The organism is Erythrobacter sp. CCH5-A1 (assembly GCF_001557115.1).
Classification (GTDB): Bacteria; Pseudomonadota; Alphaproteobacteria; order Sphingomonadales; family Sphingomonadaceae; genus Erythrobacter.
In genome coordinates, this window is sequence record NZ_LSKQ01000056.1 from 42,297 (window position 1) to 62,695 (window position 20,399).

The window sequence follows — 20,399 nt, forward strand, 5'->3', positions numbered from 1 at the left end:
TGTCTCCGCGCGCGCCGCGAGGCAAGCCCGTTCGCCGCAAAGCCGGGTGCACCGGGCGCAACTGCGCCTTGCCAAATGTAACAACATAACATACATGCCGCTCCAGACATGACCCCTGACACCCTGCCCCCTGCGAGTCGCAGCTCGCTGCGCCGCCGACTCGATCATCTGGGCATCGGGCTCGCCGGCCTGTGTGCGCTGCATTGCCTCGCCACGCTGGTGGTGGTCTCGGCGCTGGGGCTGGGCGGGCACTTCCTGCTTGACGAGAACATCCACCGCATCGGCCTCCTGCTGGCGCTGATCGTCGCCGCGCTGGCGATCGGGCGGGGGATGCTGCGGAGCGGGCGGCGCGAGCCGTTCCTCGTGGCGCTGGCTGGTCTCGCGCTGATGGGCTTCGCGCTGCTGGTGCCGCACGGGACCAACGAATTCCTGCTGACGCTGGTCGGTGTCGCCATCGTCTCCGTCGCCCACTGGATGAACCTGCGCCGCGCGGACTGATCAAAACGCGCGGGTTGCGCGGGGGCTGCGAGGGACTATGTCACCGCGCATGACCAAGACCATTACCCTGAACGGCGCCCCCCACCGCTCGGCCGCCGCCACGATTGCCGATCTGGTGCGCGAGCTCGATCTCGTCCCCGAGAAGGTCGCGGTCGAGCGCAACGGCGAAATCGTCCCGCGCTCGACGCTGGCCGAGGCGGCGCTGGCAGAGGGGGACACGCTCGAGATCGTGCATTTCGTCGGCGGGGGCGATCATGCGGCGGATACCTGGACCGTAGCGGGCCGCACCTTCCGCTCGCGGCTGATCGTCGGCACGGGCAAGTACAAGAGCTTCGAACAGAACGCCGCCGCGGTGGAAGCCTCCGGCGCGGAGATCGTCACGGTCGCGGTGCGGCGCGTGAATGTCAGCGATCCCAAGGCGCCGATGCTGACCGATTTCATCGACCCCAAGAAAATCACCTACCTCCCCAACACCGCCGGATGCTTCACCGGCGAGGAAGCCGTGCGCACGCTGCGGCTCGCGCGCGAGGCGGGGGGCTGGGACCTCGTCAAGCTCGAGGTGCTGGGCGAGGCGCGCACGCTCTACCCCGACATGCGCGAGACCCTGAAGGCAACCGAAGTGCTGGCCAAGGAGGGCTTCCTGCCCATGGTCTACTGCGCCGACGATCCGATTGCGGCCAAGCAGCTGGAAGACGCGGGCGCGGTGGCGATCATGCCGCTGGGCGCGCCGATCGGCTCGGGCCTCGGCATCCAGAACCGCGTGACGATCCGGCTCATTGTGGAGGGCGCCAAGGTGCCGGTGCTCGTGGACGCGGGCGTGGGCACGGCCTCGGACGCGGCGGTCGGCATGGAGCTGGGCTGCGACGGCATCCTGATGAACACCGCCATCGCGGAGGCGAAAGATCCGATCCGCATGGCCCGCGCGATGAAGCTGGCGGTCGAGGCCGGACGCGAGGCCTACCTTGCGGGCCGCATGGCGCGGCGGATGTATGCCGATCCTAGCAGTCCCTTGGCGGGGCTTATTTGATCTGGCCTCAAGCGCCGGCGCGCGCGTCCGCGCGCTTGGCTTTCCTCCGGGGGCCCGGCCCTGCGGGCCACCCCTCCGGGCGCGCGTTCGCGCTTAGGTCCCGTCCGTTGGCGGGCCGATTTGTTCCTTCTACCTAACGCTTAATTAACCATCTTCAGCGACGTTCTCCCTGTCCGAAGGAGACGCGCCATGATGATGCCGATTGCCGAGATGCGGGAATTCGCCGGGTTCGCCCCTGCCGAGCAGCGTTACATCAAGCGCAGCCTCGACATCGGCCTCGCCCGCACCGATGCCTTCCGGCGCTGGGGCCGCTCCGAGGCGGAGAACACCGCGATCCGCCGGCAATATGTCGCCTATCAGGATTTGAAGGCGCTGCGCGGCCTGATCCCGCAGGATGATACGCCTTACGAGGTCGAACGCTTCCTCGGCAAGCTGGTGCGCCTTGCCGCCTTCGATCTGGAACAGGAGCGGCTGGCGTGCTTTTCGGCCTTCCGCTTCCTCTACGAACGCCTGCTCGGCGCGGCGGTGCGCCCCTACCTCCCGGCCGCCTTCTGCGCCGCGAGCGCGCTTCCGGTCATCCGCCCGGAGCGCCGCAAGCTGCTGCTCCAATCCTTGAGCGAAGCCGCCGCTACCGCCCCCGGCTGGTCCGAGCGCGAGCCCGTGTTCCTTCCCGAATATGTGGACGACTTCGAAGCGGCTTAAGTGTTAGTTGGGGAGCATGGACTCCCCCTACCACCCCCCGGTCAAGCGCTCGCTCGCCATCGCGGGCCACCAGACCTCGATCAGCCTCGAACCGCTGTTCTGGGAGATGCTGAAGGCCGCCGCGTCGCGCGAGGGGCTGGCGGTTGCCGCCCTTGTCGCCCGCATCGATGCCGAACGGATCAAATCGCCCACGCCACCGGGGCTCGCCAGCGCGATCCGGGTGTGGCTGGTGGTCAATCAACCCTAAAACGCAACGCAGCTTGGGCTTGGGCTTCGCCGAAAATCGTGCCAGCGCGGCACCCGGCGCGCAGCGACCTTCAGGGTCGTGAGCACCGGTAGGTCGTGCTGGAGCGATTTGCAGGCCAGCACAAGGCCAAGCGTCAGTCGTCCACCCGCTCGATATCGGCACCCACCAGCTGGAGCTTCTCCTCCAGCCGCTCATAGCCGCGGTCGAGGTGGTAGAGACGGCGCACCGTCGTCGCGCCCTCGGCGGCAAGGCCCGCGATCACGAGGCTCATCGAGGCGCGCAGGTCGGTCGCCATCACCTCGGCGCCAGTCAGGCCCTCGACCCCCTTGACCACCGCCGTGCGCCCCTCGGTGGTGATGTTGGCGCCCATGCGGGCGAGTTCGGGCACGTGCATGAAGCGGTTCTCGAAGATCGTCTCCTTGAGCACGCTCGCCCCGTCCGCCTTGCACAAGAGCGCCATCAGCTGGGCCTGCATGTCGGTGGCAAGCCCGGGATAGGGTGCGGTGGTGAGGTCGGTCGCCTTCAAGTGGCCGTTCGCCTTGACCGTGACGCTCTTGGCGTCCCACGTCACTTCGACCCCGATCGCCTGGAGCGCGTGGATCGTGGCCATCATGTCCTCGGCCTTGGCGCCTTCCAGACGCACCTCGCCCCCGGTGATCGCGGCGGCGCAGGCATAGGAGCCCGCCTCGATCCGGTCGGGCATGACGCGGTAGGTCGCGCCGTGGAGGCGCTTGACGCCGTGGATGGTGAGGTTGGAGGTGCCGATCCCCTCGATCTCCGCGCCCATCGCCACGAGCATGTTGCACAGGTCGACGATCTCGGGCTCGCGCGCGGCGTTGAACAGGCGGCTGGTGCCGTTCGCCAGCACTGCCGCCATCAGTGCATTCTCGGTCGCGCCGACGCTGACCACCGGGAAGTCGAAGTCCCCGCCCGGCATCCCGCCATCGGGCTGCACCGCCTTCACATAGCCTGCCGCGAGCTCGATCTTCGCCCCGAAGGCCTCGAGCGCTTTCAGGTGGAGGTCGATCGGGCGGTTGCCGATCGCGCAGCCGCCGGGCATCGAGACGGTCGCCTCGCCCGCGCGGGCCAGCATCGGGCCGAGCACGAGGATCGAGGCGCGCATCTTGCGCACCAGATCATAGGGCGCGACGGTGGAGGTGATGCGGGTCGCCTCCATGCTCATCACCCGCCCGAAATCCTCGGGCCGCGTGCCCTGGATAACCGTGGTGACGCCGAACTGGTTCATCAGGTGCTGGAACCCGTCGATATCCGCAAGGCGCGGCAGGTTGCGCAGCGTCAGCGGCTCCTCGGTCAGCAGCGCGCAGGGAATGAGCGTCAGCGCCGCATTCTTGGCGCCGGAGATGGGGATGGTGCCCTGGAGGCGATTGCCGCCCTTGATGATCAGTTTGTCCATCCCGCCAGCCTTAGCGAAAAGTGCCTTTCGTGCAACTCGCGCGCGCGGGTGGCTGGTGACGATTCCGAACAATCATTGACCTTGTTTATGGCGCAAGGCACGGGGGCATCGGACGCGCCAGCAAGCGTCCACCCAACAAGAGAGCCTTCGATGTCTCCCAAGCCCATCAAGAAAGCCGTGTTCCCCGTCGCGGGGCTCGGCACGCGCTTCCTCCCAGCCACCAAGGTGGTTCCCAAGGAACTGCTGCCGGTGGTGGACCGCCCGCTGATCCAGTACGCGGTCGACGAGGCGCGCGAGGCGGGGATCGAGCAGATGATCTTCGTCACCGGGCGCGGCAAGACCGGGATCGTCGAGCATTTCGACATCGCTTTCGAGCTCGAGCAGACCATGACCGAGCGCGGCAAGGACCTCTCGGTGCTCGAACCGACCCGCGCGACCCCGGGCGACGTCATCGCGGTGCGCCAGCAGGTGCCGCTGGGCCTCGGACACGCGATCTGGTGCGCCCGCGCCATCGTCGGCAACGAACCCTTCGCGATCTTCCTGCCCGACGAGCTGATGGTGGCCCGGCAAGGCGGCACCGGCTGCATGAAGCAGATGGTCGAGGCTTACCAGGAGGTCGGCGGCAATCTCATCTCGGTGCTCGAGGTGCCGATGGAACAGGTCTCGTCCTACGGCGTGATCGACCCGGGCGAGGTGTTGGAAGGCTTTGGCGGCAACCTCACCGAGGTCAAGGGCCTTGTCGAGAAGCCCAAGCAGGCCGATGCCCCCTCGAACAAGATCGTCTCGGGCCGTTATATCCTCCAGCCCGAAGTGATGCGCGTGCTCGAGACCCAGGGCAAGGGCGCGGGCGGCGAGATCCAGCTGACCGACGCAATGGCCAAGATGATCGGCACCCAGCCGTTCCACGCGGTGACCTTCGACGGCGCGCGGTATGACTGCGGGAGCAAGACCGGCTTCGTGCAGGCGACCCTCGCGATCGCGCTCGCCCGCCCCGACATGGGCGCCGAAGTGCGCGCGATCGCGCTGGATCTGCTGAAGTAGCGCGCCCCTCGCCCGCTCCGGACGCGGCGCCCGGCAGCCCGTCAGTTCGCCCGGGCCGGACCGAAGCTCTGCCCGCTCAGCAGCCGCGGGCGCACGACGCGGCGGAACTGGAGCGGAGAGATGCCAGCAGCGCGCTGGAATGCGCTACTGAAATGGGCGGCGCTGGCAAAGCCGGTCGAGGCGGAGATCTCCGCGATCTTGAGCTCCGAACGCGCGATCAGCGCGGTGCTGCGGGTGATCCGCCGCCAGCGCACGTGATCGTAAGGCGAGCGCCCGGTCGCCTGCTTGAACACCCGCGCGAAATGGTAGGGCGAAAGCTGCGCGAGATCGGCGAGCTCCTTGAGAGTGATCGGGCAGTTGAGACGGGCCTCGATATGCGCGAGCACGCGGCGCAGCTTGTGCGGCGGCAGCGCGATGCGCGGGTCGGCGCGCTCGGCCCGTTCCGGCCGACTCTCGACGAGGCCGGCTGCGAGCCGGGCAGTGGCCTCTTCGAGCGCGGGGTTGTCAGCCTCGCTCCGGCGGAGCACCAGCCGGAAGGCGGCATGCGCGAGGCCGGCGAGCGCGGCGTCGTCGCGCAGGGCGAAGGGCGCGGGGCACGGGCCGGAGCCCATCATCGCCAGCCGTCCCGCAGGCAGGATCAGCGCGCACAGCATCGAGCTGTCGCGGGTATGCTCGATCACCATGCGGGTTCCCGCCGGCACGAAAGTCACCCGGTCGTTCGAATGCGGACCGCATTCGCTCCGCCGGCCATCGAGCGTGACCGCCATCGGGAAGACGCTGCCGCAGGTGACGATCACCACGTCTCGCGCCGGATCATGCAGCGTCACGCTTTGCCGCGTGCCGTCATGATCGAACACCGCAACGATCAGCGCGAGGCCGGTCGAGGGATGGGTGACGAAGACGATCTCCTCGGCGAGCCCCGCGACCTTGCCTTTCGCACCGCGGTCCGGGCCGCCGGTGAAGTGCCAGTTCTGGTGTATCGGCATGCCCGCGTTCCCCCTGTAGCGACCGCTTCATCAGACCCTGTATACCTTATGTAGCACTCGCAACAATCCCCCTGTGCGATTGCCGTGGTTGAGATCGCCCGCGAGCCGCATCAGCGTGTCGGGAAAGCCGTGGGCGGGGAGGGCGGCGTTGACGGCGGCGATCTGCGCCCGGGTGAGGCCCTTGCGCAGCAGGCCCTGGCTCGCGTCGACCCAGTCGGCCTTGCGCAAGGCGTTGACCGCCGCCGCATTGGCCCCGCGAAAGGGCGTCAGCTTGTGGTGCCAGACGATCAGGTCATGGATCAGCGCCCCGTCGAGATCGGGCGCATGATCGCGCCGCGCGGCCTCGGCCCGCGCGGCGGAGGGCTCGAGATAGGCGAGCTCGCGGTGGGTCCACATCCCCACGTCGTGATAGGCCAGCGCAAAGGCGAAGGGCCGCCGCCAGCGCGCCTCGCCGCCCATGAAGTGCATCGCATAGGTCAGCACGCGGTAGATGTGGTTGCGGTAGCCCGGCAGGTCCGCGCCGATGCACGGGGCAAGAAGCGCCAGCTCGCTTTCGACCACGGTGTCCAATTGGATGATGTGCATGGAAGCAGGATCGCTCTATGCTGCACTGCATCGCAAGACACAGAAAGTTCTGACCATGCCCGCGAGCTACGAACCCAAGCGCCCGGCGATGGATGCCTGCCCGATCGAGCATGTCGTCGGCCTGGTCGGCGGCAAGTGGAAGGCGCGCGCGCTCTACCTGCTGTCGGTCCGCCCCTTCGCCTTTGCCGCGCTGCGCCGCGCGCTGGGCGCGGTGAGCCAGCAGGTGCTCTCGACCCAGCTCAAGGCGATGCTGCGCGACGGGCTGGTGAGCACCGTGATCAGCGATGACGAGGCGGCAACGCTCTATGTCGCGACGCCCAAGGGCTGCGATCTGGTCAAGGTGCTGATGCCCGTCGCCGAGTGGGGTACGGCCGAGCTGCGCAGCCTTGGGGAGGATTGGCAGCCGCCGCTCGCTCCGCTCAGCCCTGCCCCGCCTTCGGTCAGTTAGGCAGGCGTCACCCTGAGCGGCAGGGTCTTCAATCCGCCGACGAAGGTGCTGGTCGCGCGCGCCGCCTCGCCGGCCGGTTCGACCGCCGCGACCCGGTCGAGGATCGCTTCGAACAGGATTCTCATTTCCAGCCGCGCAAGGTGCAGGCCGAGGCATTGGTGCGCCCCCGCCCCGAAGGCCAGGTGGCGGTTGGGCGAGCGCGCGGCGTCGAAGCGGCGCGGGTCGGGGAACTGCGCGGGGTCGTGGTTGGCGGCGACGTAGTTGATCATCAGCCAGTCGCCCTTCTTCACCTGCTGGCCGCCGAGCTCGCAATCCTCGGCCGCGGTGCGCATGAAGTGCTGGACCGGGCTGGTCCAGCGGATCGCTTCCTCGACGATGCCGGGGAGCAGCGAGCGGTCGGCGCGCACGCGGGCATATTGTTGGGGATCGTTCGCGAGCGCCTGCATCGCGCCCGCCGTGCTCGCGCTGGTGGTGTCGTGCCCGGCGGTGGCGACGATGATGTAGTAACCTGCCATGTCGCGCGCGGGCAGCGGCTTGCCGTCCACCAGCGCATTGGCGATGACGCTGGCGACATCCTCGGTCGGGTGCTTGCGGCGGTCCTCGGCGAGGGCGGCGAAGTAATCCTCGAAGGTCTTCACCGCCCCGGCGACGATCTGCACCACCTGTTCGGGCGTTATCTGGTCCATGCCGCTGCCCGAGAGGTCTTTGTCCTGCCCGCCGAACAGCTGCTGGGTGAGCATCTGCATCCGGAACTCGTCTTGCGGCGGCACGCCGAGGATCTGCATGACGACCCGCAAGGGGTAGGGGCCGGAGACCTCCTTCACGAAGTCCACCTCGGGCCCGGCCGCGATCATCCGGTCGACCGTCGCCGCCGCCAGCGTCCGCAGCTCGCCCTCCAGCCGGGCGAGGTTCCTCGGCATGAACCAGTCCTGGGTGAGCCTGCGGTACTTGGGATGCACCGGCGCGTCGAACACCACCAGCGAATCGACCAGCATGTTGGAGCCTGTGGCCGCGCGCGAAAACTCGATCGCCTGATTGAAGCTGAACACCACGGGCCGCGGATTGTTGAGGAAGGCGGCGTTGTCCTTCGATATCCGCATCACGTCGTCATAGCGGGTGACGAGCCAGAAGGGGTCGAACAGCCCGGGCGTGTCGGGCTGCACCTTCGCCACCGGGGTGGTGGCGCGGATGTGGTCGAAGGTGTCGAGCAGCCCGTTCCATTCGGCATAGGCGTGGGGGTCGATGACCTTGCGGGCGATGTCGCCCGGCAGCACCGCCGGAGCGGTCATTCCGCCGCTTCCCTGGCCTTCGCCGCATATTCGTCCCGCAGCTCGCGCTTGTAGAGCTTGCCATTGGCCTCGCGCGGCAGCTCGGGGCGGAAGTCGAACAGCTTGGGCATCTTGATCTTGGAGAGGCTGGGGGCGAGGAATTCGCGCAGTTCCGCCTCCAGTGCCTCGCCCGCATCGGCCATGTCCTTGGGCTGCACCACCGCGACGACCTTCTCGCCAAGGTCGGGGCAGGGCGCGCCGATCACGCCGGCGTCCACCACCTTGGGGTGGGTGACCAGCAGGTTCTCGATCTCCTGCGGGTAGATGTTGACCCCGCCCGAGATGATCATGTGGCTCTTGCGGTCGGTCAGATAGAGGAAGCCGTCGGCATCGACATGGCCGATGTCGCCCAGCGTCATCCAGCCCTTGGGATGCATCGCCTCGCGGGTCTTCTCGGGATCATTGTGATAGGTGGGGAGTAGGGCGTTCTCGAAATAGATGAGCCCGTCCTCGCCAGGTCCGACTTCCTCGCCATCCGGCCCGCAGACGTGGAGCGTGCCGTAGATCGAGCGGCCGACAGAGCCGGGATGCGCAAGCCAGTCGGCCGAACCGATCATCGTCATCCCGATGCCTTCCGAGCCCGCGTAATACTCGTTCACGATCGGGCCCCACCAGTCGATCATCTCGCGCTTGATCGGCACCGGGCAAGGCGCGGCGGCGTGGAGCGCGCGCTTGTGGCTGGAAAGGTCATACTTTGCGCGCACCGCGGGATCGAGCTTGAGGAAGCGCACGAAATGGGTCGGCACCCACTGGCTGTCGGTGATTCGGTACGTCTCGATCGCCGCGAGCGCGGCCTCGGGCTCGAACTTCTCCATCACCACCAGCGTGCCGCCGAGGCGCTGCGCGGCCGAACACCACGCCAAGGGCGCCGCGTGATAGAGCGGGGCGGGGGAGAGGTAGATCATCGAGCCGTCGGTCGGCATCCCCGCGCCCATCGTGGCAAGGCCGATGAAGGGGATCATCGCCTGCGGATCGGGATCGGCGGGCGGCGCGGGGCGGATGCCCTTGGGCCGCCCGGTGGTGCCTGACGAATAGAGCATGGTGAGGCCAGCGCGCTGATCCGGGATCGGGGTCGCGGGGTGCTGGGCAAGCGCTGCGGCGAAATCCTCTGCCCCGCCGCCGCCGGTGACCAGCACGTCCAGATCGGGGCACGCGCGCCGGATATCGCCCATCACGCCGTTGAAATAGGGTGAGGTGATCAGCAGCTTCGCGTTGCTGTCCTTGAGAATGTAGGTGATCTCCGGCGCGGTCAGGCGCGAGGAGATCGGCACCAGCAGCGTGCCGGCGCGCTGCGAGCCCCAGATCAGGGTGAAATACTCGATCCGGTTTTCGAGCAGCACCGCGAAGGCATCGTCCGGCTGCAGCCCGCGCGCGCGCAGCAGCTGGGCAAAGCGGTTCGCGGCCTCGTCCATCGCGCGATAGGTCATCTGCTGGCCCGATCCGGCCATGATGACAGCCGGATGATCGGGCTTGGCCGCGGCGTGCGCGATCGGGTGCATCGACATGTTCTCTCTCCCTCGCGGCGGTGCCCCTTGCGGAGACTGCCGACATTTCCTCTCAGGAGGAAAATCTAGCGGGCGCGGGAACGCTCGCAAGGGAAAAGAGTATTCGAAGTGCTACCCAACAGGCGCGTCATCCCCTCGGCGGGCGGTGGCGGGGTGGCAAGACGCAAAAAAAGGCGGCGGGATAACCCGCCGCCCATGTTCGGACACCCTCTCCAATGTCCGGCCCGCTTACACGGGCAATCTCGAAGGCCGTAAAGCCCGAGCGGTTATTCGCCGCCCTGGCCGGTCAGGCGTGCATCGCGGGCATAGGCCAGCTGTGCGTCGCTCTCTACCATATACGGAATCGGATTGACTGCAAGACCCTCCACGCGAACTTCGTAATGGAGGTGCGGGCCGGTCGAACGGCCGGTCGAACCGACGTAACCGATGAGGTCGCCCTTCTTCACGCTGTCCCCCGCCGCGACCGCAAGGCGCGAGAGGTGGGCGTAGCGGGTCTGCATCGAGGCGCCGTGTTCGAGGCTGATGTAGAGGCCGTAGCTCGAATACCAGTCGGCGCGGCTGACCACGCCGTCGGCGGTGGCGTAGACCGGGGTGCCGGCGGGTGCGGCAAGGTCGATGCCCTGATGCTGGCGGCGGCCGCCGAGCACCGGGTGAGTGCGCATCCCGAAGCCGCTGGTCAGCGCCGCGCCTTCGAGCGGCATGCGCGAGGGCACCGAGATGCCGCGGACCGGAACGGGCGAGGAAAAGGCGGTGGGCGCTTCGACCGCACCGAGAGTCGGCGTCTTGCGCTCGGACTCAAGGATGGTGGCGAACAGCGACTTGAAGCGGGTATCGCCCGTTTCGGGGAGCTCACCGGCGTCGCGCAGCGGCTGAAGCACGTCGGCGCTGGCGGTGGTGGTGGTCGAGGCGGCCGAATTGGTGTTGGCCAGAGCCGGCGCGGCAGCGGAAACCAGAACGGCGCAAGCGGTTGTCCCAACCAGCTTCAGCGCTCCGCGGAAGGCAAAAATCATAAAAAGACCCGGTCCCGATTGCGGCCCGCCGGATTGGAGGTCGAGCCGTAGGAATGTTCCGGCACGTCTGCTGCGCGCCTTTCGCTGGAACCGGGTTATCCGGGCCTGTCGTTAATAGGCAATCGCGGCGTAAAAATCCCGCGACAAACCGGCTGCAAGACGCGCCGAGTCGTTGAACGGTGGCTTAACCACACCCCGAAAGTGCCGTCTTACGAGTTCCTGCCAGTAAGATTCGGGCACGATCTGCGCCGTTTCGGCACATTTCAAAAAGTGCTTGGTGCCGGCTGCGACGTGGCGAATTTCGTCGTCAAGTATGCGCCGCAAGATTTTTGCGCCGTTCGCGTCCCCGCTCGCCGCAACGCGCTCGAGCGTCGCCGGGGTGACATCGAGCCCGCGCGCTTCGAGCACCATCGGCACCACGGCAAGCCGCGCGGCGACATCTGCGCGGGTGGCATGGGCGGCTTCCCACAGCCCCGCATGCGCCGGGAGCGCGCCATAATGGCTGCCGAGCGATTCGAGCTTTCGGGCGAGCAACGCGAAGTGCATCGCCTCATCGGCGGCCACGCTCAGGAAATCGTCGACGAACGCGCGCCCCATGGTCGCCCCGAATCGCCCCGCCATGTCGAGCGCGAGGTCGATCGCGACGAATTCGATATGGGCGAGCGAGTGCCACAGGGCGATCCGCGCCCGCTCGCTCCCGCCCTTGCCGCGCTTGGGCATGCGGTTCGGCGGCAGCAGCTCGGGCGCGTCGGGCCAGGCCGGCTGGTCGGGCATGGCGACATCGAAATCGAGCGCCAGATCGCCGCGCCGCCACGCACGCACCAGCGCGCGGGTGGCGAAGCACTTGGCCCGCGGCTCGGGCGTGAGCAGCGCGGCACGAATGGCGCGGGCGACTGTGGTCACGGAGTTAGAGGGCCTTGGCCGCCGCCAGCACTTCCTCGGCGTGGCCGGCGACCTTCACCTTGTCCCAGATGCGCGCGATCTTGCCGTCGGCGCCGACGAGGTAGGTCGCGCGGACCATGCCCATATAGGTCTTGCCGTACATCTGCTTTTCCGCCCACACGCCGAGCGCGTCGCTGAGGCCGCCCTCCTCGGCATCGGTCGCCAGCGGGGCGGTGAGGCCGTGCTTGGCGATGAACTTGGCGTGCTTCTTGGCCGGGTCCTTGGAAACGCCGAGCAGCTTGGTGCCCGCCGCCTCGAACTGGTCCTTGAGCGCCGAGAAATCCTTGTTCTCGGTGGTGCAGCCCGGGGTGTCGTCCTTGGGGTAGAAGAAGATCACCAGCTTGGAACCGGCGAAGTCGGAAGGCTTCACGCTCCCGCCCTCGGGGGTTTCCATCGCGATATCGGGGATGGCGTCGCCGACGCCGGGGAAGGTGGTCATGACGGGGTCTCCTGTTCGTCTGCGAGAATGTCTGTCCCGAGGATTTGTTTCCAGATGGCGGCGACCCCGAGGCGCGCGGTGGCGAAAGCCTCCTCGAGCGCCTGATACGAATCGAACCCGCAGGCCCGGGCCAGCGCCCGCGCGCCGCTCGGCGGGGGTTCGCGGCCATCGGGGGCGAGCAGGCGGCCAGCGACCAGCATGCGGCTCATCAGCGCGTGGGGCTCCGACAGGTCGGCAGGGATGAGCCCGGCCGCCGCAAGGCCCCCCAGCGCGATTTCGAGGTCCGGAGAGAGCGCCTCGCCTGCGGCTTCGGCGAGGGGGCGGCCGTCCGCCGTCTCGCCCCTCAGCTGGAGGTAGTGGACCAGAAACTCGATATCGACGAGGCCGCCACGCGCGAGCTTGGCATCGACCGGGCCGCCGGGCTGCTTGTGCTTCGCCATCTCGGCACGCATCGCCAGCACCGCCTCGCGCAGCGCGTCGCGATCACGCCGCGCGTGGAGCACTTCGGCGAGCACCGACTCAAGCTGCGCCCGCGCCTCTGCCGAGCCGAACAGCACCCGCGCGCGGGCGAGCGCCATGTGCTCCCAGGTCCACGCCGCCTCGCGCTGGTATTTGCCGAAAGCCTCGCAGCTCACCGCCATCGGCCCCTGGTTGCCCTGCGGCCTCAGCCGCGTGTCGACCTCGTAGAGCGCGCCTTGTGCCGTCGGCACCGACAGCGCGGCGCTGATCCGGCTGGCGAGGCGGTTGTAGTAGATCGTCGCGCCCAGCGGCCGCTCGCCGTCCGACTGTGCGGCGAAATCGCCGGTGAAGAGATAGACGATGTCGAGGTCGCTGGCATGGGTCAGCGCGCCCCCGCCCAGCCGCCCGAGCCCGAGAATCAGCAGCTCGCTTCCCGGGATGCGCCCGTGCTTGGCGGCGAACTCCGCCACCGTCGCCTGCGCCGCCAGCTGCATCGCCGCCTCGGCGGTGCGCGACAGGGCGCGGGCGATGGCGAGGGGATCGGCCAGCCCCTCGATCAGCTGGATGCCGAGCGCGAAGCGGATCTCGCCGGTGACGATGCGGATCGCGTCGAGCAGCGCCTCGTAATCGTCACGGATCGCGGCGCCCTGCATCCGCGCCATGATCGCGGGCACCGCGCCGGGCAGATCGAGCGCGTCGCGATCGATCAGCGTGTCGAGCAGCTCGGGCTTGCGCGCCAGCTCGTCCGACAGCGCCGGAGCGAGGGTGAGGGCGGCCACCAGCCGTTCGATCAGGTCGGGCCGCGCGGCGAGCAGGCGGAAGGTGGTGATCGCCGACGGCACGCTCTCGATGATCCGCTCCCAGCGGGTGATCGCGCGCATCGGATCGTCGCTCTGCGCCATCGCGGCGAGCAGCGCCGGCGCGAGCCGGTCCCACGCCTCGACCGCCTGCGGGGAGCGAATCGCGGCGTGGCGCCCGTCGCGCCAGCTCTCGATCCGCTCGGCGAGCACCTCGGGTTCGGGGAAATCCCACGCGGCGAGGCTGGTGGCGAGCGCGCTCGCCGGCATGGCGACCGCGACAGGGGCAATCTCCCGACGGCCGATCAGTTCCTCGTAAATGCGCGCGGTGCGCCCCGTCAGTTCGGTCAGCTCCGCGACCAGCGCCGCGCCGTCCTTAAGGCCATCGAGCCGCGCGACATTGTCGAGCGCCTCGCCTTCGGGGAGCGCATGGGTCTGGCGGTCGTTCACCATCTGCAAGCGGTGCTCGATGGCGCGCAGCCGGTCATAGGCCGCGCCCAGAGTGGCGGCATTGTCCTGCGTGATCCAGCCCGCCGCGGCCAGCGCGTCGAGCCCAGCGCGGGTGCCGCGCACGCGCAAGGAGGTGTCCCGCCCGCCGTGGATCAGCTGATGGGTCTGGGCGTAGAACTCGATCTCGCGGATGCCGCCGCGCCCGCGCTTGATGTCGAAGCCGGGGCCGGGCGCGGGCGGGCCCTTACCGCTGTCACGGATGCGGTGGGTAAGCGCGCTGATCTCCTCGATCGCGCCGAAATCGAGCTGGCCGCGCCAGACGAAGGGGCGGATCGCGGCGAGAAAGGCCTCGCCCGCCGGGATGTCGCCCGCCGCCGCGCGCGCGCGGGTGAAGGCGGCGCGCTCCCACGCCAGCGCCTGCCCCTGGTAATGGGTCAGCGCCGCGCCGACGGGCACGCAGAGCGGGCTGACCTCGCTCGCGGGCCTGAGGCGCAGGTCGACACGCAGGGCGTAGCCATCAGCAGTATTTGCCGCGAGCAGCGCCACCACACGGCGCGCATAGCGCTGCGCCGCCTCGCCGGGATCGTCCGAGGGGCGGCGCGGGAGGCGCTCGCGGTCGAACAGCAGGATCGGGTCGATGTCCGAGGAGTAGTTGAGCTCGCCCGCCCCCTGCTTGCCCAGAGCGAGGGCGATGAAGCCCTCGGCGCTGGCCTGATCGGTGCGCTCGGCGATCGCGGTGCGGATCGCGCGGTCCAATGCGCGGTCGGCGAAGGCGGTGAGCTCGCCCACGACCTGCGCGAGCGGAAACGCCCCCGCCAGATCGCCCACCGCCAGCGCGGCGGCCAGCGCGAGTCGCTCGCGGCGCAGAGCAACTTCGGTATCGGCAACCTCTCCTTGCGCGCGTGCCCATGCCAGCGCCGCCGACCCCTCGCCCGCAGCGAGCAGCGCGGCAAGCTCGGGCTGGCGATCGAGCGCGCGCGCGAGGAAGGGCGCGTGGGTGCGGGCGCGGTGCAGCGCGCTCGCCCAATCGGGGGCCGGGTTCTCTCCCATTACCCGCCCCTCTGGCCCTGCAATCCGTTGCCCGCAAGAGAGGAGTCTTTGTTGCCCTACCGCTGCGCTACTTGAGGTAGTCCTTGTCGCCCTATCGCTCCGCTACTTGAGGGCGGGCTGCTTGCGCGCACCGCGATGCTCTGCAAAGGAAAGCGCGACTTACGGGAGAGCCTGCCATGATCGTCCGCCCCGCCGCCCTCGCCGCGCTTGCCGCAGGAGCGCTCGCGCTCGCCGCCTGCGAGGGCATGCCCGCCCCCGGTGGTGCGAGCGCGGCGCTCGACATCCCCGAGGTCGAGCCCGGCCAGATCGCGGAAGGCACGATGAAGGACGTCACCCGCACCCTCGCCAGCGACGCCTTCGAGGGCCGCGCTCCCGGCTCGGCGGGCGAGGAAAAGACCATCGCCTTCCTCACCGAACGCTTCAAGGCGGCCGGATTGCAGCCGGGCAACAAGGGCTCGTGGGTGCAGGACGTCCCGCTGGTCGAGATCACCGGCAAGGACTTCGCGCCCCTCAGCATCACCGGCAAGGGTGCGCCGCTGAGCTTCCAATATGGCAAGGACTGGGTTGGCGCGACCTATCGCGAGGAGGCCGAAACCGTCCTCAAGGACAGCGAGCTGGTGTTCGTCGGCTACGGGATCAACGCGCCCGAGAAGGGCTGGAACGACTACGCGGGCCTCGACGTGAAGGGCAAGACGGTGGTGATCCTCGTCAATGACCCGGACTGGCAGACGCCGGGCCTCGAAGGGCCATTCAACGGCAAGGCGATGACCTATTACGGGCGCTGGACCTACAAGTATGAAGAGGCCGCGCGGCAGGGTGCAGCGGGCGCGCTGATCGTCCACCAGACCGCGCCTGCCGCCTATGGCTGGAACGTGGTCGAGAGCTCGTGGAGCGGCCCGCAGGCCTATGCCCAGCGCGGGGCCGACGCGGGGCCGCTCACCCAGATGAACGGCTGGGTGAGCGAGGATGCGGCGCGGCGGGTGCTGAAGGCGGCAGGGCAGGATCTGGATGCGCTGACCAAGGCGGCGCAGGCCAAGGGGTTCAAGCCCGTGCCGCTCGGGATGAAGCTCTCGACCAGCTTCAGGAACGACGTGCGCAGCTTCCTGTCGCATAATGTGATCGGGATCCTGCCGGGAACCGAGGCGCCGGAGGAATATGTCCTCCACACCGCGCATTGGGATCACCTCGGGCGCTGCACGCCGGCGCCCGACGGGGACGACATCTGCAACGGCGCGGTCGACAACGCCACCGGCACCGCGGCGCTGGTCGCGCTCGCCGAGGCCCACGCCAAGGCCGGCGCGCCGCGCCGCAGCCTGGTGTTCCTGGCGGTGACGGCGGAGGAATCGGGGCTGCTGGGTGCGACCTATTATGCCCAGAACCCGGTCTTCCCGCTCGCGCAGACGGTCGGGGGCGTGAACATGGACGCGCTGTCGGTCGCGGGCCCGGCGAAGGACGTGACCGTGATCGGCGGCGGCAAGTCGCAGCTCGATGCCTTCCTGGAGACCGCCCTGAAGGCCGCCGGGCGCGTCGCAACCCCCGATGCCAAGCCGGAAGCGGGCTATTACTACCGCTCGGACCACTTCGCCTTCGCCAAGCTGGGCGTGCCGATGATCTATGTCGAAGGCGGCGAGGATCTGGTGAAGGGCGGGCGCGCGGCGGGCGCGGCGGCGGCGGCGGACTATACCGAAAAGCGCTATCACGGCCCCAAGGACGAGTTCGACGCAAGCTGGGACTGGTCGGGCGTGATGACTGATCTCCAGCTCTACTACCGCCTCGGCCGGATGATGGCGATGAGCACCAGCTGGCCCAACTGGAACGACGGCGACGAATTCCGCGGCATCCGGGACGAAAGCTGCAATGCCGGCGAGAAAGGCTGCTGACCGCCTCATGACCGTTTTGATGCCCCCCGAATGGGCCCCGCAGGACTGGTTGTGGATCGGCTTTCCGCATCTCGCCGAGGAGTGGCCCGGCTGGCTCGAACCCGCACAGAAGCAGATGGCGGATTTCGCCTCGGCCGTGTCGGAAAGCGGGCAAGCGGTGCGGCTGTTGGTGCGCGACGAGGCCAACGAGGCCCGGGCGCGGTCGCTGGTCAGCAGTAAAGTGACCCTCGAACGCCGCGTCTATGGCGACGTGTGGCTGCGCGACACCGGCCCGCTGGTGGTGAAGGACGGGCCGACGCGGATCGCGCGGCGCTTCGGCTTCAACGGCTGGGGCGGCAAGTACCTGATGCCCGGCGACATGGAGATCGGCGCGGAGCTGGCGCGCGATGCTGGCCTCGCGGTCACCCATACCCCGATGATCCTCGAAGGCGGCGCGGTCGATGGCGACGGGACCGGGCTGGTGGCGACCACCGAGCAGTGCCTCCTGAACCCCAACCGCAACCCGCAGATGGGCCGCGAGGCAATCGAGGCGCAGCTCGCCGAACATCTCGGCTTCACCCGCGTGCTGTGGCTCGGCGAGGGCCTGATCAACGACCACACCGACGGGCACGTGGACAACCTCGCGCGCTTCGTCGCCCCCAATCGCCTCGTGGTGCCCGAGCCGACCGGCACCGATGATCCCAACGCCGCGATCTACGCCGATGCCGCCGCACGCGCGGAGGCTTTCGGGGTCGAGGTGGTGCGTATCCCCTCTCCGGGACGGATCGAACGCGAGGGACGGGTCGAACCGGCGAGCTACGTCAATTTCGCGATCACCTCGCACCTCGTGGTGGTGCCGACCTTCGGCTCGCCCCACGACGAAGACGGGGTCGCCGCGATTGCCGCGCTGTTCCCCGACCGGGACACGATCGGCCTGCCGGGCGATGCGGTGCTGGCAGGCGGCGGCGGCTTCCACTGCGCCAGCCAGCAGATGCCTGCCTGAAGGGGTGCGAGTTAACGATTCGTTAGGGATTTTGACCGAGAGTGCGGAGCATGAACCGCGCTCTGGCACTTCCGCTCGCCGCCGCCGCCCGCCTCGAAGGGGTGGAATTCGCGCGCCAGCTGATCGTGCTCGGCTGCGCCCTGTCGCTGATCCTCGCCGGACGCGCGCTGCCCTTCTGAGCCCTTTTGCAGCGGCCGCGTAACCGGACGCCGGTAGAACGCGAAAGCATCCCCGACACTCTTGTGCGAGGATGAACCCATGACCTTCAGCCGTCCCCTGTTTCTCACGCTCGGCGTCGTTGCCGTGCTCGGTGCCGCCAGCCTCGGCCTGTCGCAGGGCTCGCCCGCGGCCGCGCCCAAGTCCGGCCCCGGCCCCGCGGTCGCCGTTTCGGGCGAGCCTGTGCTGCTCGAGCTCTTCACCAGCCAGGGCTGCTCGTCCTGCCCGCCCGCCGATGCGCTGGCCGAGAAGCTGTCGGCCAACCCCGATCTCGTCGTCATCTCGCGCAACGTGACCTATTGGGACCGTCTGGGCTGGAAGGACACGCTGGGCAAGGAGAGCAACACCGCGCTCCAGCAGGATTACGCGCGCCGGGGCCTTGCTGGCCGCAACGGGGTCTATACCCCGCAGCTGGTGGTGAACGGGAGCTATGGCCTCGTCGGCTCGCACGGTTCCGAAGTCGCGCCGAGCGTCAAGCAATATGGCGGCAAGAGCGATGCCGCGATCCGGGTCACCCCGGGCGCGGGCGGCGGTTATGCCGTGGCGCTTTCGGGGACAGGGGCTGGGAAGGCCGAACTCGTGCTGGTCGCGGTCACCCGCAAGGTCGAGGTCGGGATCGGCAGCGGCGAGAATGGCGGACGCACGGTCACCTATCCCAATGTGCTGCGTTCGGAACGCAAGGTCACCGACTGGGCGGGCGGCACGGCGAGCGTGACGCTGGCCGGCAGCCAGCTCAAGGTGCCGGGCGCGGACCGCTATGCGCTGGTGCTGCGCCAGCCGGGCGGCGGCAAGGTGCTCGCGGCGCGCTGGGTGGCCTAGGAGCATCGCGCGAAAAAGTGGGAACCGGTTTCTCGCTCAAAGCGGTGCGACCGAAAACTACATCAGTCTGATGACGGCAGCGAGCGCGGCCCCGCCCAGAACGAGGCCGACGCTCGCCCGCCATACGGAATCGCCGATCCTCCCCGAAACCCGCGCTCCCAGCCGGTTGCCGAGGATGATCACCGGCAGGATCAGCACGGCGAAGAGCAGTAGCTCCAGCCGTAGGATGCCGAGCCACGTCGCGGTGACGAGGCCGGCGGTCGCGGCGATGGTGAAGATCAGCTGCTTCGAGGCCTTGGCGGTCACCCGCGGCAGATCGCGTCCGGCGTAATAGGGCACCACCGGCGGCCCGGGCATGCCCGCATAGCCCGTCATCAGCCCGCTCAGCACGCCGACGAAGCCTGTCACCCCGCGCCCCGGAGCTGCTTCGCCGCGCCGGGGGAGCAGGATCGCGACAAAGGCGCTGAGCGCGATCAGCGCGATGACGAGCCGCGCCACGTCCTTGCCCGTCAGCGACAGGGCATAGAGCCCGAGCGGCGTCGTCACCACCACCAGCGCCCCGATCACCCAGGCGCTCTTCTCGGCATCGCGTACGAGGTTGCGGATCTCGGTCGCGCCGATCATCAGCGACAGCGCATTGGTCAGCACCACCGCCTCGACCGGAGGCAGCGCGAGCGCCAGCACCGGCACCAGCAAGATCGCCATGCCGAACCCCGTCAGCCCGCGCACGAAAGCCGAGCCGAAAGCCGCCGCCAGCGCCACTCCGACTTGCAGTGCGGTGAAGCCCCCGATCAGCTCCACCTGGTTACTGAACGCCCCGCGCCTTGAGCCAGGCTTCCATCTCGGCGATTTCCTGTTTCTGCGCCGCGATCACGCGCGCCGCGAGATCGCGCGCCTTCTCGTCCTTGGCATATTTGAGCGCCACTTCCGACATCTCGACCGCGCCCTTGTGGTGCGCGAGCATGCCCTGCATGAAGGCGACGTCGGCGTCGGCGGGGATGTCGGCCATCCCGGCGTGCATCCGGTCGTTCACCGCCTTGTAGGCCGCCTGTGCCTCGGTGAGCTGCGCGGGGGTTTCTGCGCCCATGTTGTGGCCGGAATGGTCCATCGCGGAATGATCGACGGCGGCGGCATCCTCGGCCTGTTCGGCTTTGGAGCCGCAACCGGCGAGCAGCAGGGTGGCAGCGGCGGCGCCTGCAAGCGGAAGAATGCGGATCATGGGCGGATCTCTCTCCAGATGGTGACAAGGGTAAGCGCGTGGCAGGCGGCGATGGCGAGGTTGCTCAGCACCACCGGATTGGCGAGCGTGCCGACGGTGAAGGGGGTCATCAGCTTGTAGGCGATCTGCACCAGCAGCAGCGCCGCGACCATTGCCGGGACCGGCTTCCACAGCAGCGCCGCCGACCCGGCGAGAATCGCGAGATAGACCGCCAGCAGAATGCCCCGCGCGGGCGAGGGCGGGCCGTAGGCCCCCGCCACCCACCCCGCATTCGCCATGATGCTCCCCGTTACCGGCACCAGCACCGCGATGTTGAGCAGCAGCGAGAGGGTGATCATCGTCGGCATGGCGTCGG

22 protein-coding genes are annotated in these 20,399 nt (G+C 68.7%); 10 read left to right on the forward strand and 12 right to left on the reverse strand.

Translation table 11 applies throughout. The features are described 5' to 3' along the window. Positions 1 to 108 precede the first annotated feature (108 nt). The 4 genes from AX708_RS02800 to AX708_RS02815 all read left to right on the forward strand — a co-directional run bounded on the left by AX708_RS02800 (position 109) and on the right by AX708_RS02815 (position 2,474). Positions 109 to 498, forward strand: coding sequence for a MerC domain-containing protein (locus AX708_RS02800; RefSeq protein WP_066529277.1), 390 nt, complete (start codon positions 109 to 111; stop codon positions 496 to 498). Between the two features lie 49 nt (positions 499 to 547). Then, a complete protein-coding gene (gene thiS, locus AX708_RS02805) occupies positions 548 to 1,525 on the forward strand; it encodes a sulfur carrier protein ThiS (protein WP_066529274.1) in 978 nt (325 codons plus the stop codon). A gap of 189 nt (positions 1,526 to 1,714) precedes the next feature. Further along, complete coding sequence (locus AX708_RS02810) at positions 1,715 to 2,227, forward strand: hypothetical protein (protein ID WP_066529273.1); 513 nt, start codon at positions 1,715 to 1,717, stop codon at positions 2,225 to 2,227. Positions 2,228 to 2,243: 16 nt separating this feature from the next. Then, positions 2,244 to 2,474, forward strand: coding sequence for a ribbon-helix-helix domain-containing protein (locus AX708_RS02815; RefSeq protein WP_066529268.1), 231 nt, complete (start codon positions 2,244 to 2,246; stop codon positions 2,472 to 2,474). A 133-nt stretch (positions 2,475 to 2,607) separates the two neighbouring features. Here the strand turns inward: AX708_RS02815 and murA are convergent, their stop codons facing one another. After that, the gene (gene murA / locus AX708_RS02820; RefSeq protein WP_066529266.1) at positions 2,608 to 3,888 is read right to left on the reverse strand and encodes a UDP-N-acetylglucosamine 1-carboxyvinyltransferase; all 1,281 of its coding nucleotides are present in this window, start codon (positions 3,886 to 3,888) and stop codon (positions 2,608 to 2,610) included. A gap of 150 nt (positions 3,889 to 4,038) precedes the next feature. Between murA and AX708_RS02825 the strand changes: the two genes are divergently transcribed. Then, complete coding sequence (locus AX708_RS02825) at positions 4,039 to 4,929, forward strand: UTP--glucose-1-phosphate uridylyltransferase (RefSeq protein WP_066529264.1); 891 nt, start codon at positions 4,039 to 4,041, stop codon at positions 4,927 to 4,929. A gap of 41 nt (positions 4,930 to 4,970) precedes the next feature. On the opposite strand, the gene AX708_RS02830 is transcribed toward AX708_RS02825, so the two are convergent. Next, entirely contained in the window at positions 4,971 to 5,915 is a 945-nt protein-coding gene (locus AX708_RS02830) for an AraC family transcriptional regulator (protein ID WP_066529261.1), read from the reverse strand. A gap of 30 nt (positions 5,916 to 5,945) precedes the next feature. Continuing rightward, a complete protein-coding gene (locus AX708_RS02835; RefSeq protein ID WP_066529258.1) occupies positions 5,946 to 6,500 on the reverse strand; it encodes a hypothetical protein in 555 nt (184 codons plus the stop codon). Here AX708_RS02835 and AX708_RS02840 point away from each other — a divergent pair. Continuing rightward, positions 6,499 to 6,948, forward strand: coding sequence for a helix-turn-helix domain-containing protein (locus tag AX708_RS02840; RefSeq protein ID WP_066529255.1), 450 nt, complete (start codon positions 6,499 to 6,501; stop codon positions 6,946 to 6,948). The two genes, AX708_RS02835 and AX708_RS02840, sit on opposite strands and share 2 nt — an antisense overlap. Here AX708_RS02840 and AX708_RS02845 read toward each other — a convergent pair. From AX708_RS02845 to glnE, 6 genes are all read right to left on the reverse strand, one after another. Next, positions 6,945 to 8,237 carry a cytochrome P450 gene (locus AX708_RS02845; RefSeq protein ID WP_066529252.1) on the reverse strand — a complete coding sequence of 431 codons (1,293 nt, stop codon included), beginning with the start codon at positions 8,235 to 8,237 and terminating at the stop codon, positions 6,945 to 6,947. The genes AX708_RS02840 and AX708_RS02845 overlap by 4 nt on opposite strands. After that, positions 8,234 to 9,775 (reverse strand): acyl-CoA synthetase, encoded by a 1,542-nt coding sequence (locus tag AX708_RS02850; RefSeq protein ID WP_197426066.1) that lies wholly within the window; start codon positions 9,773 to 9,775, stop codon positions 8,234 to 8,236. The genes AX708_RS02845 and AX708_RS02850 overlap by 4 nt, the downstream gene beginning before the upstream one ends. 272 nt (positions 9,776 to 10,047) lie before the next feature. Beyond that, positions 10,048 to 10,791: a M23 family metallopeptidase gene (locus AX708_RS02855; RefSeq protein WP_066529246.1), complete on the reverse strand. Its 744-nt coding sequence runs from the start codon at positions 10,789 to 10,791 to the stop codon at positions 10,048 to 10,050. A 111-nt stretch (positions 10,792 to 10,902) separates the two neighbouring features. Further along, entirely contained in the window at positions 10,903 to 11,694 is a 792-nt protein-coding gene (locus AX708_RS02860; protein ID WP_066529245.1) for a ferritin-like domain-containing protein, read from the reverse strand. A gap of 4 nt (positions 11,695 to 11,698) precedes the next feature. Next, on the reverse strand, positions 11,699 to 12,172 hold the full coding sequence (locus AX708_RS02865) for a peroxiredoxin (protein WP_066529242.1): 474 nt from the start codon (positions 12,170 to 12,172) through the stop codon (positions 11,699 to 11,701). Beyond that, positions 12,169 to 14,928, reverse strand: a complete 2,760-nt coding sequence (glnE, locus tag AX708_RS02870; RefSeq protein WP_066529240.1) for a bifunctional [glutamate--ammonia ligase]-adenylyl-L-tyrosine phosphorylase/[glutamate--ammonia-ligase] adenylyltransferase — start codon at positions 14,926 to 14,928, stop codon at positions 12,169 to 12,171. The genes AX708_RS02865 and glnE overlap by 4 nt, the downstream gene beginning before the upstream one ends. Before the next feature lie 176 nt (positions 14,929 to 15,104). On the opposite strand from glnE, the gene AX708_RS02875 reads away from it, so the two are divergent. The 4 genes from AX708_RS02875 (at position 15,105) to AX708_RS02885 (ending at position 18,825) form a co-directional block, all read left to right on the forward strand. Further along, the gene (locus tag AX708_RS02875) at positions 15,105 to 16,808 is read left to right on the forward strand and encodes a M28 family metallopeptidase (protein ID WP_066529237.1); all 1,704 of its coding nucleotides are present in this window, start codon (positions 15,105 to 15,107) and stop codon (positions 16,806 to 16,808) included. Between the two features lie 7 nt (positions 16,809 to 16,815). Further along, a complete protein-coding gene (locus tag AX708_RS02880; protein ID WP_156454518.1) occupies positions 16,816 to 17,790 on the forward strand; it encodes an agmatine deiminase family protein in 975 nt (324 codons plus the stop codon). Between the two features lie 50 nt (positions 17,791 to 17,840). Then, positions 17,841 to 17,969 (forward strand): hypothetical protein, encoded by a 129-nt coding sequence (locus AX708_RS21240; RefSeq protein WP_255357970.1) that lies wholly within the window; start codon positions 17,841 to 17,843, stop codon positions 17,967 to 17,969. 79 nt (positions 17,970 to 18,048) lie between these two features. Then, entirely contained in the window at positions 18,049 to 18,825 is a 777-nt protein-coding gene (locus tag AX708_RS02885) for a thioredoxin family protein (RefSeq protein ID WP_066528834.1), read from the forward strand. 57 nt (positions 18,826 to 18,882) lie between these two features. On the opposite strand, the gene AX708_RS02890 is transcribed toward AX708_RS02885, so the two are convergent. The 3 genes from AX708_RS02890 to AX708_RS02900 are packed head-to-tail and all read right to left on the reverse strand — an operon-like array spanning position 18,883 to position 20,391. After that, positions 18,883 to 19,626 carry a sulfite exporter TauE/SafE family protein gene (locus AX708_RS02890; protein ID WP_066528831.1) on the reverse strand — a complete coding sequence of 248 codons (744 nt, stop codon included), beginning with the start codon at positions 19,624 to 19,626 and terminating at the stop codon, positions 18,883 to 18,885. 4 nt (positions 19,627 to 19,630) lie between these two features. Next, positions 19,631 to 20,044: a DUF305 domain-containing protein gene (locus AX708_RS02895; protein WP_066528830.1), complete on the reverse strand. Its 414-nt coding sequence runs from the start codon at positions 20,042 to 20,044 to the stop codon at positions 19,631 to 19,633. After that, positions 20,041 to 20,391 (reverse strand): hypothetical protein, encoded by a 351-nt coding sequence (locus AX708_RS02900; RefSeq protein WP_066528827.1) that lies wholly within the window; start codon positions 20,389 to 20,391, stop codon positions 20,041 to 20,043. The genes AX708_RS02895 and AX708_RS02900 overlap by 4 nt, the downstream gene beginning before the upstream one ends. Positions 20,392 to 20,399 lie beyond the last annotated feature (8 nt).

What these genes read in the sequence shown, in the direction of transcription:
- AX708_RS02800 (WP_066529277.1), top strand. Translation starts at nt 109, where the DNA reads ATGACCCCTGACACCCTGCCCCCTGCGAGTCGCAGCTCGCTGCGCCGC.
- thiS (WP_066529274.1), top strand. Translation starts at nt 548, where the DNA reads ATGACCAAGACCATTACCCTGAACGGCGCCCCCCACCGCTCGGCCGCC.
- AX708_RS02810 (WP_066529273.1), top strand. Translation starts at nt 1,715, where the DNA reads ATGATGATGCCGATTGCCGAGATGCGGGAATTCGCCGGGTTCGCCCCT.
- AX708_RS02815 (WP_066529268.1), top strand. Translation starts at nt 2,244, where the DNA reads ATGGACTCCCCCTACCACCCCCCGGTCAAGCGCTCGCTCGCCATCGCG.
- murA (WP_066529266.1), bottom strand. Translation starts at nt 3,888, where the DNA reads ATGGACAAACTGATCATCAAGGGCGGCAATCGCCTCCAGGGCACCATC.
- AX708_RS02825 (WP_066529264.1), top strand. Translation starts at nt 4,039, where the DNA reads ATGTCTCCCAAGCCCATCAAGAAAGCCGTGTTCCCCGTCGCGGGGCTC.
- AX708_RS02830 (WP_066529261.1), bottom strand. Translation starts at nt 5,915, where the DNA reads ATGCCGATACACCAGAACTGGCACTTCACCGGCGGCCCGGACCGCGGT.
- AX708_RS02840 (WP_066529255.1), top strand. Translation starts at nt 6,499, where the DNA reads ATGGAAGCAGGATCGCTCTATGCTGCACTGCATCGCAAGACACAGAAA.
- AX708_RS02835 (WP_066529258.1), bottom strand. Translation starts at nt 6,500, where the DNA reads ATGCACATCATCCAATTGGACACCGTGGTCGAAAGCGAGCTGGCGCTT.
- AX708_RS02845 (WP_066529252.1), bottom strand. Translation starts at nt 8,237, where the DNA reads ATGACCGCTCCGGCGGTGCTGCCGGGCGACATCGCCCGCAAGGTCATC.
- AX708_RS02850 (WP_197426066.1), bottom strand. Translation starts at nt 9,775, where the DNA reads ATGCACCCGATCGCGCACGCCGCGGCCAAGCCCGATCATCCGGCTGTC.
- AX708_RS02855 (WP_066529246.1), bottom strand. Translation starts at nt 10,791, where the DNA reads ATGATTTTTGCCTTCCGCGGAGCGCTGAAGCTGGTTGGGACAACCGCT.
- AX708_RS02865 (WP_066529242.1), bottom strand. Translation starts at nt 12,172, where the DNA reads ATGACCACCTTCCCCGGCGTCGGCGACGCCATCCCCGATATCGCGATG.
- glnE (WP_066529240.1), bottom strand. Translation starts at nt 14,928, where the DNA reads ATGGGAGAGAACCCGGCCCCCGATTGGGCGAGCGCGCTGCACCGCGCC.
- AX708_RS02875 (WP_066529237.1), top strand. Translation starts at nt 15,105, where the DNA reads ATGATCGTCCGCCCCGCCGCCCTCGCCGCGCTTGCCGCAGGAGCGCTC.
- AX708_RS02880 (WP_156454518.1), top strand. Translation starts at nt 16,816, where the DNA reads ATGACCGTTTTGATGCCCCCCGAATGGGCCCCGCAGGACTGGTTGTGG.
- AX708_RS21240 (WP_255357970.1), top strand. Translation starts at nt 17,841, where the DNA reads ATGAACCGCGCTCTGGCACTTCCGCTCGCCGCCGCCGCCCGCCTCGAA.
- AX708_RS02885 (WP_066528834.1), top strand. Translation starts at nt 18,049, where the DNA reads ATGACCTTCAGCCGTCCCCTGTTTCTCACGCTCGGCGTCGTTGCCGTG.
- AX708_RS02895 (WP_066528830.1), bottom strand. Translation starts at nt 20,044, where the DNA reads ATGATCCGCATTCTTCCGCTTGCAGGCGCCGCCGCTGCCACCCTGCTG.
- AX708_RS02900 (WP_066528827.1), bottom strand. Translation starts at nt 20,391, where the DNA reads ATGCCGACGATGATCACCCTCTCGCTGCTGCTCAACATCGCGGTGCTG.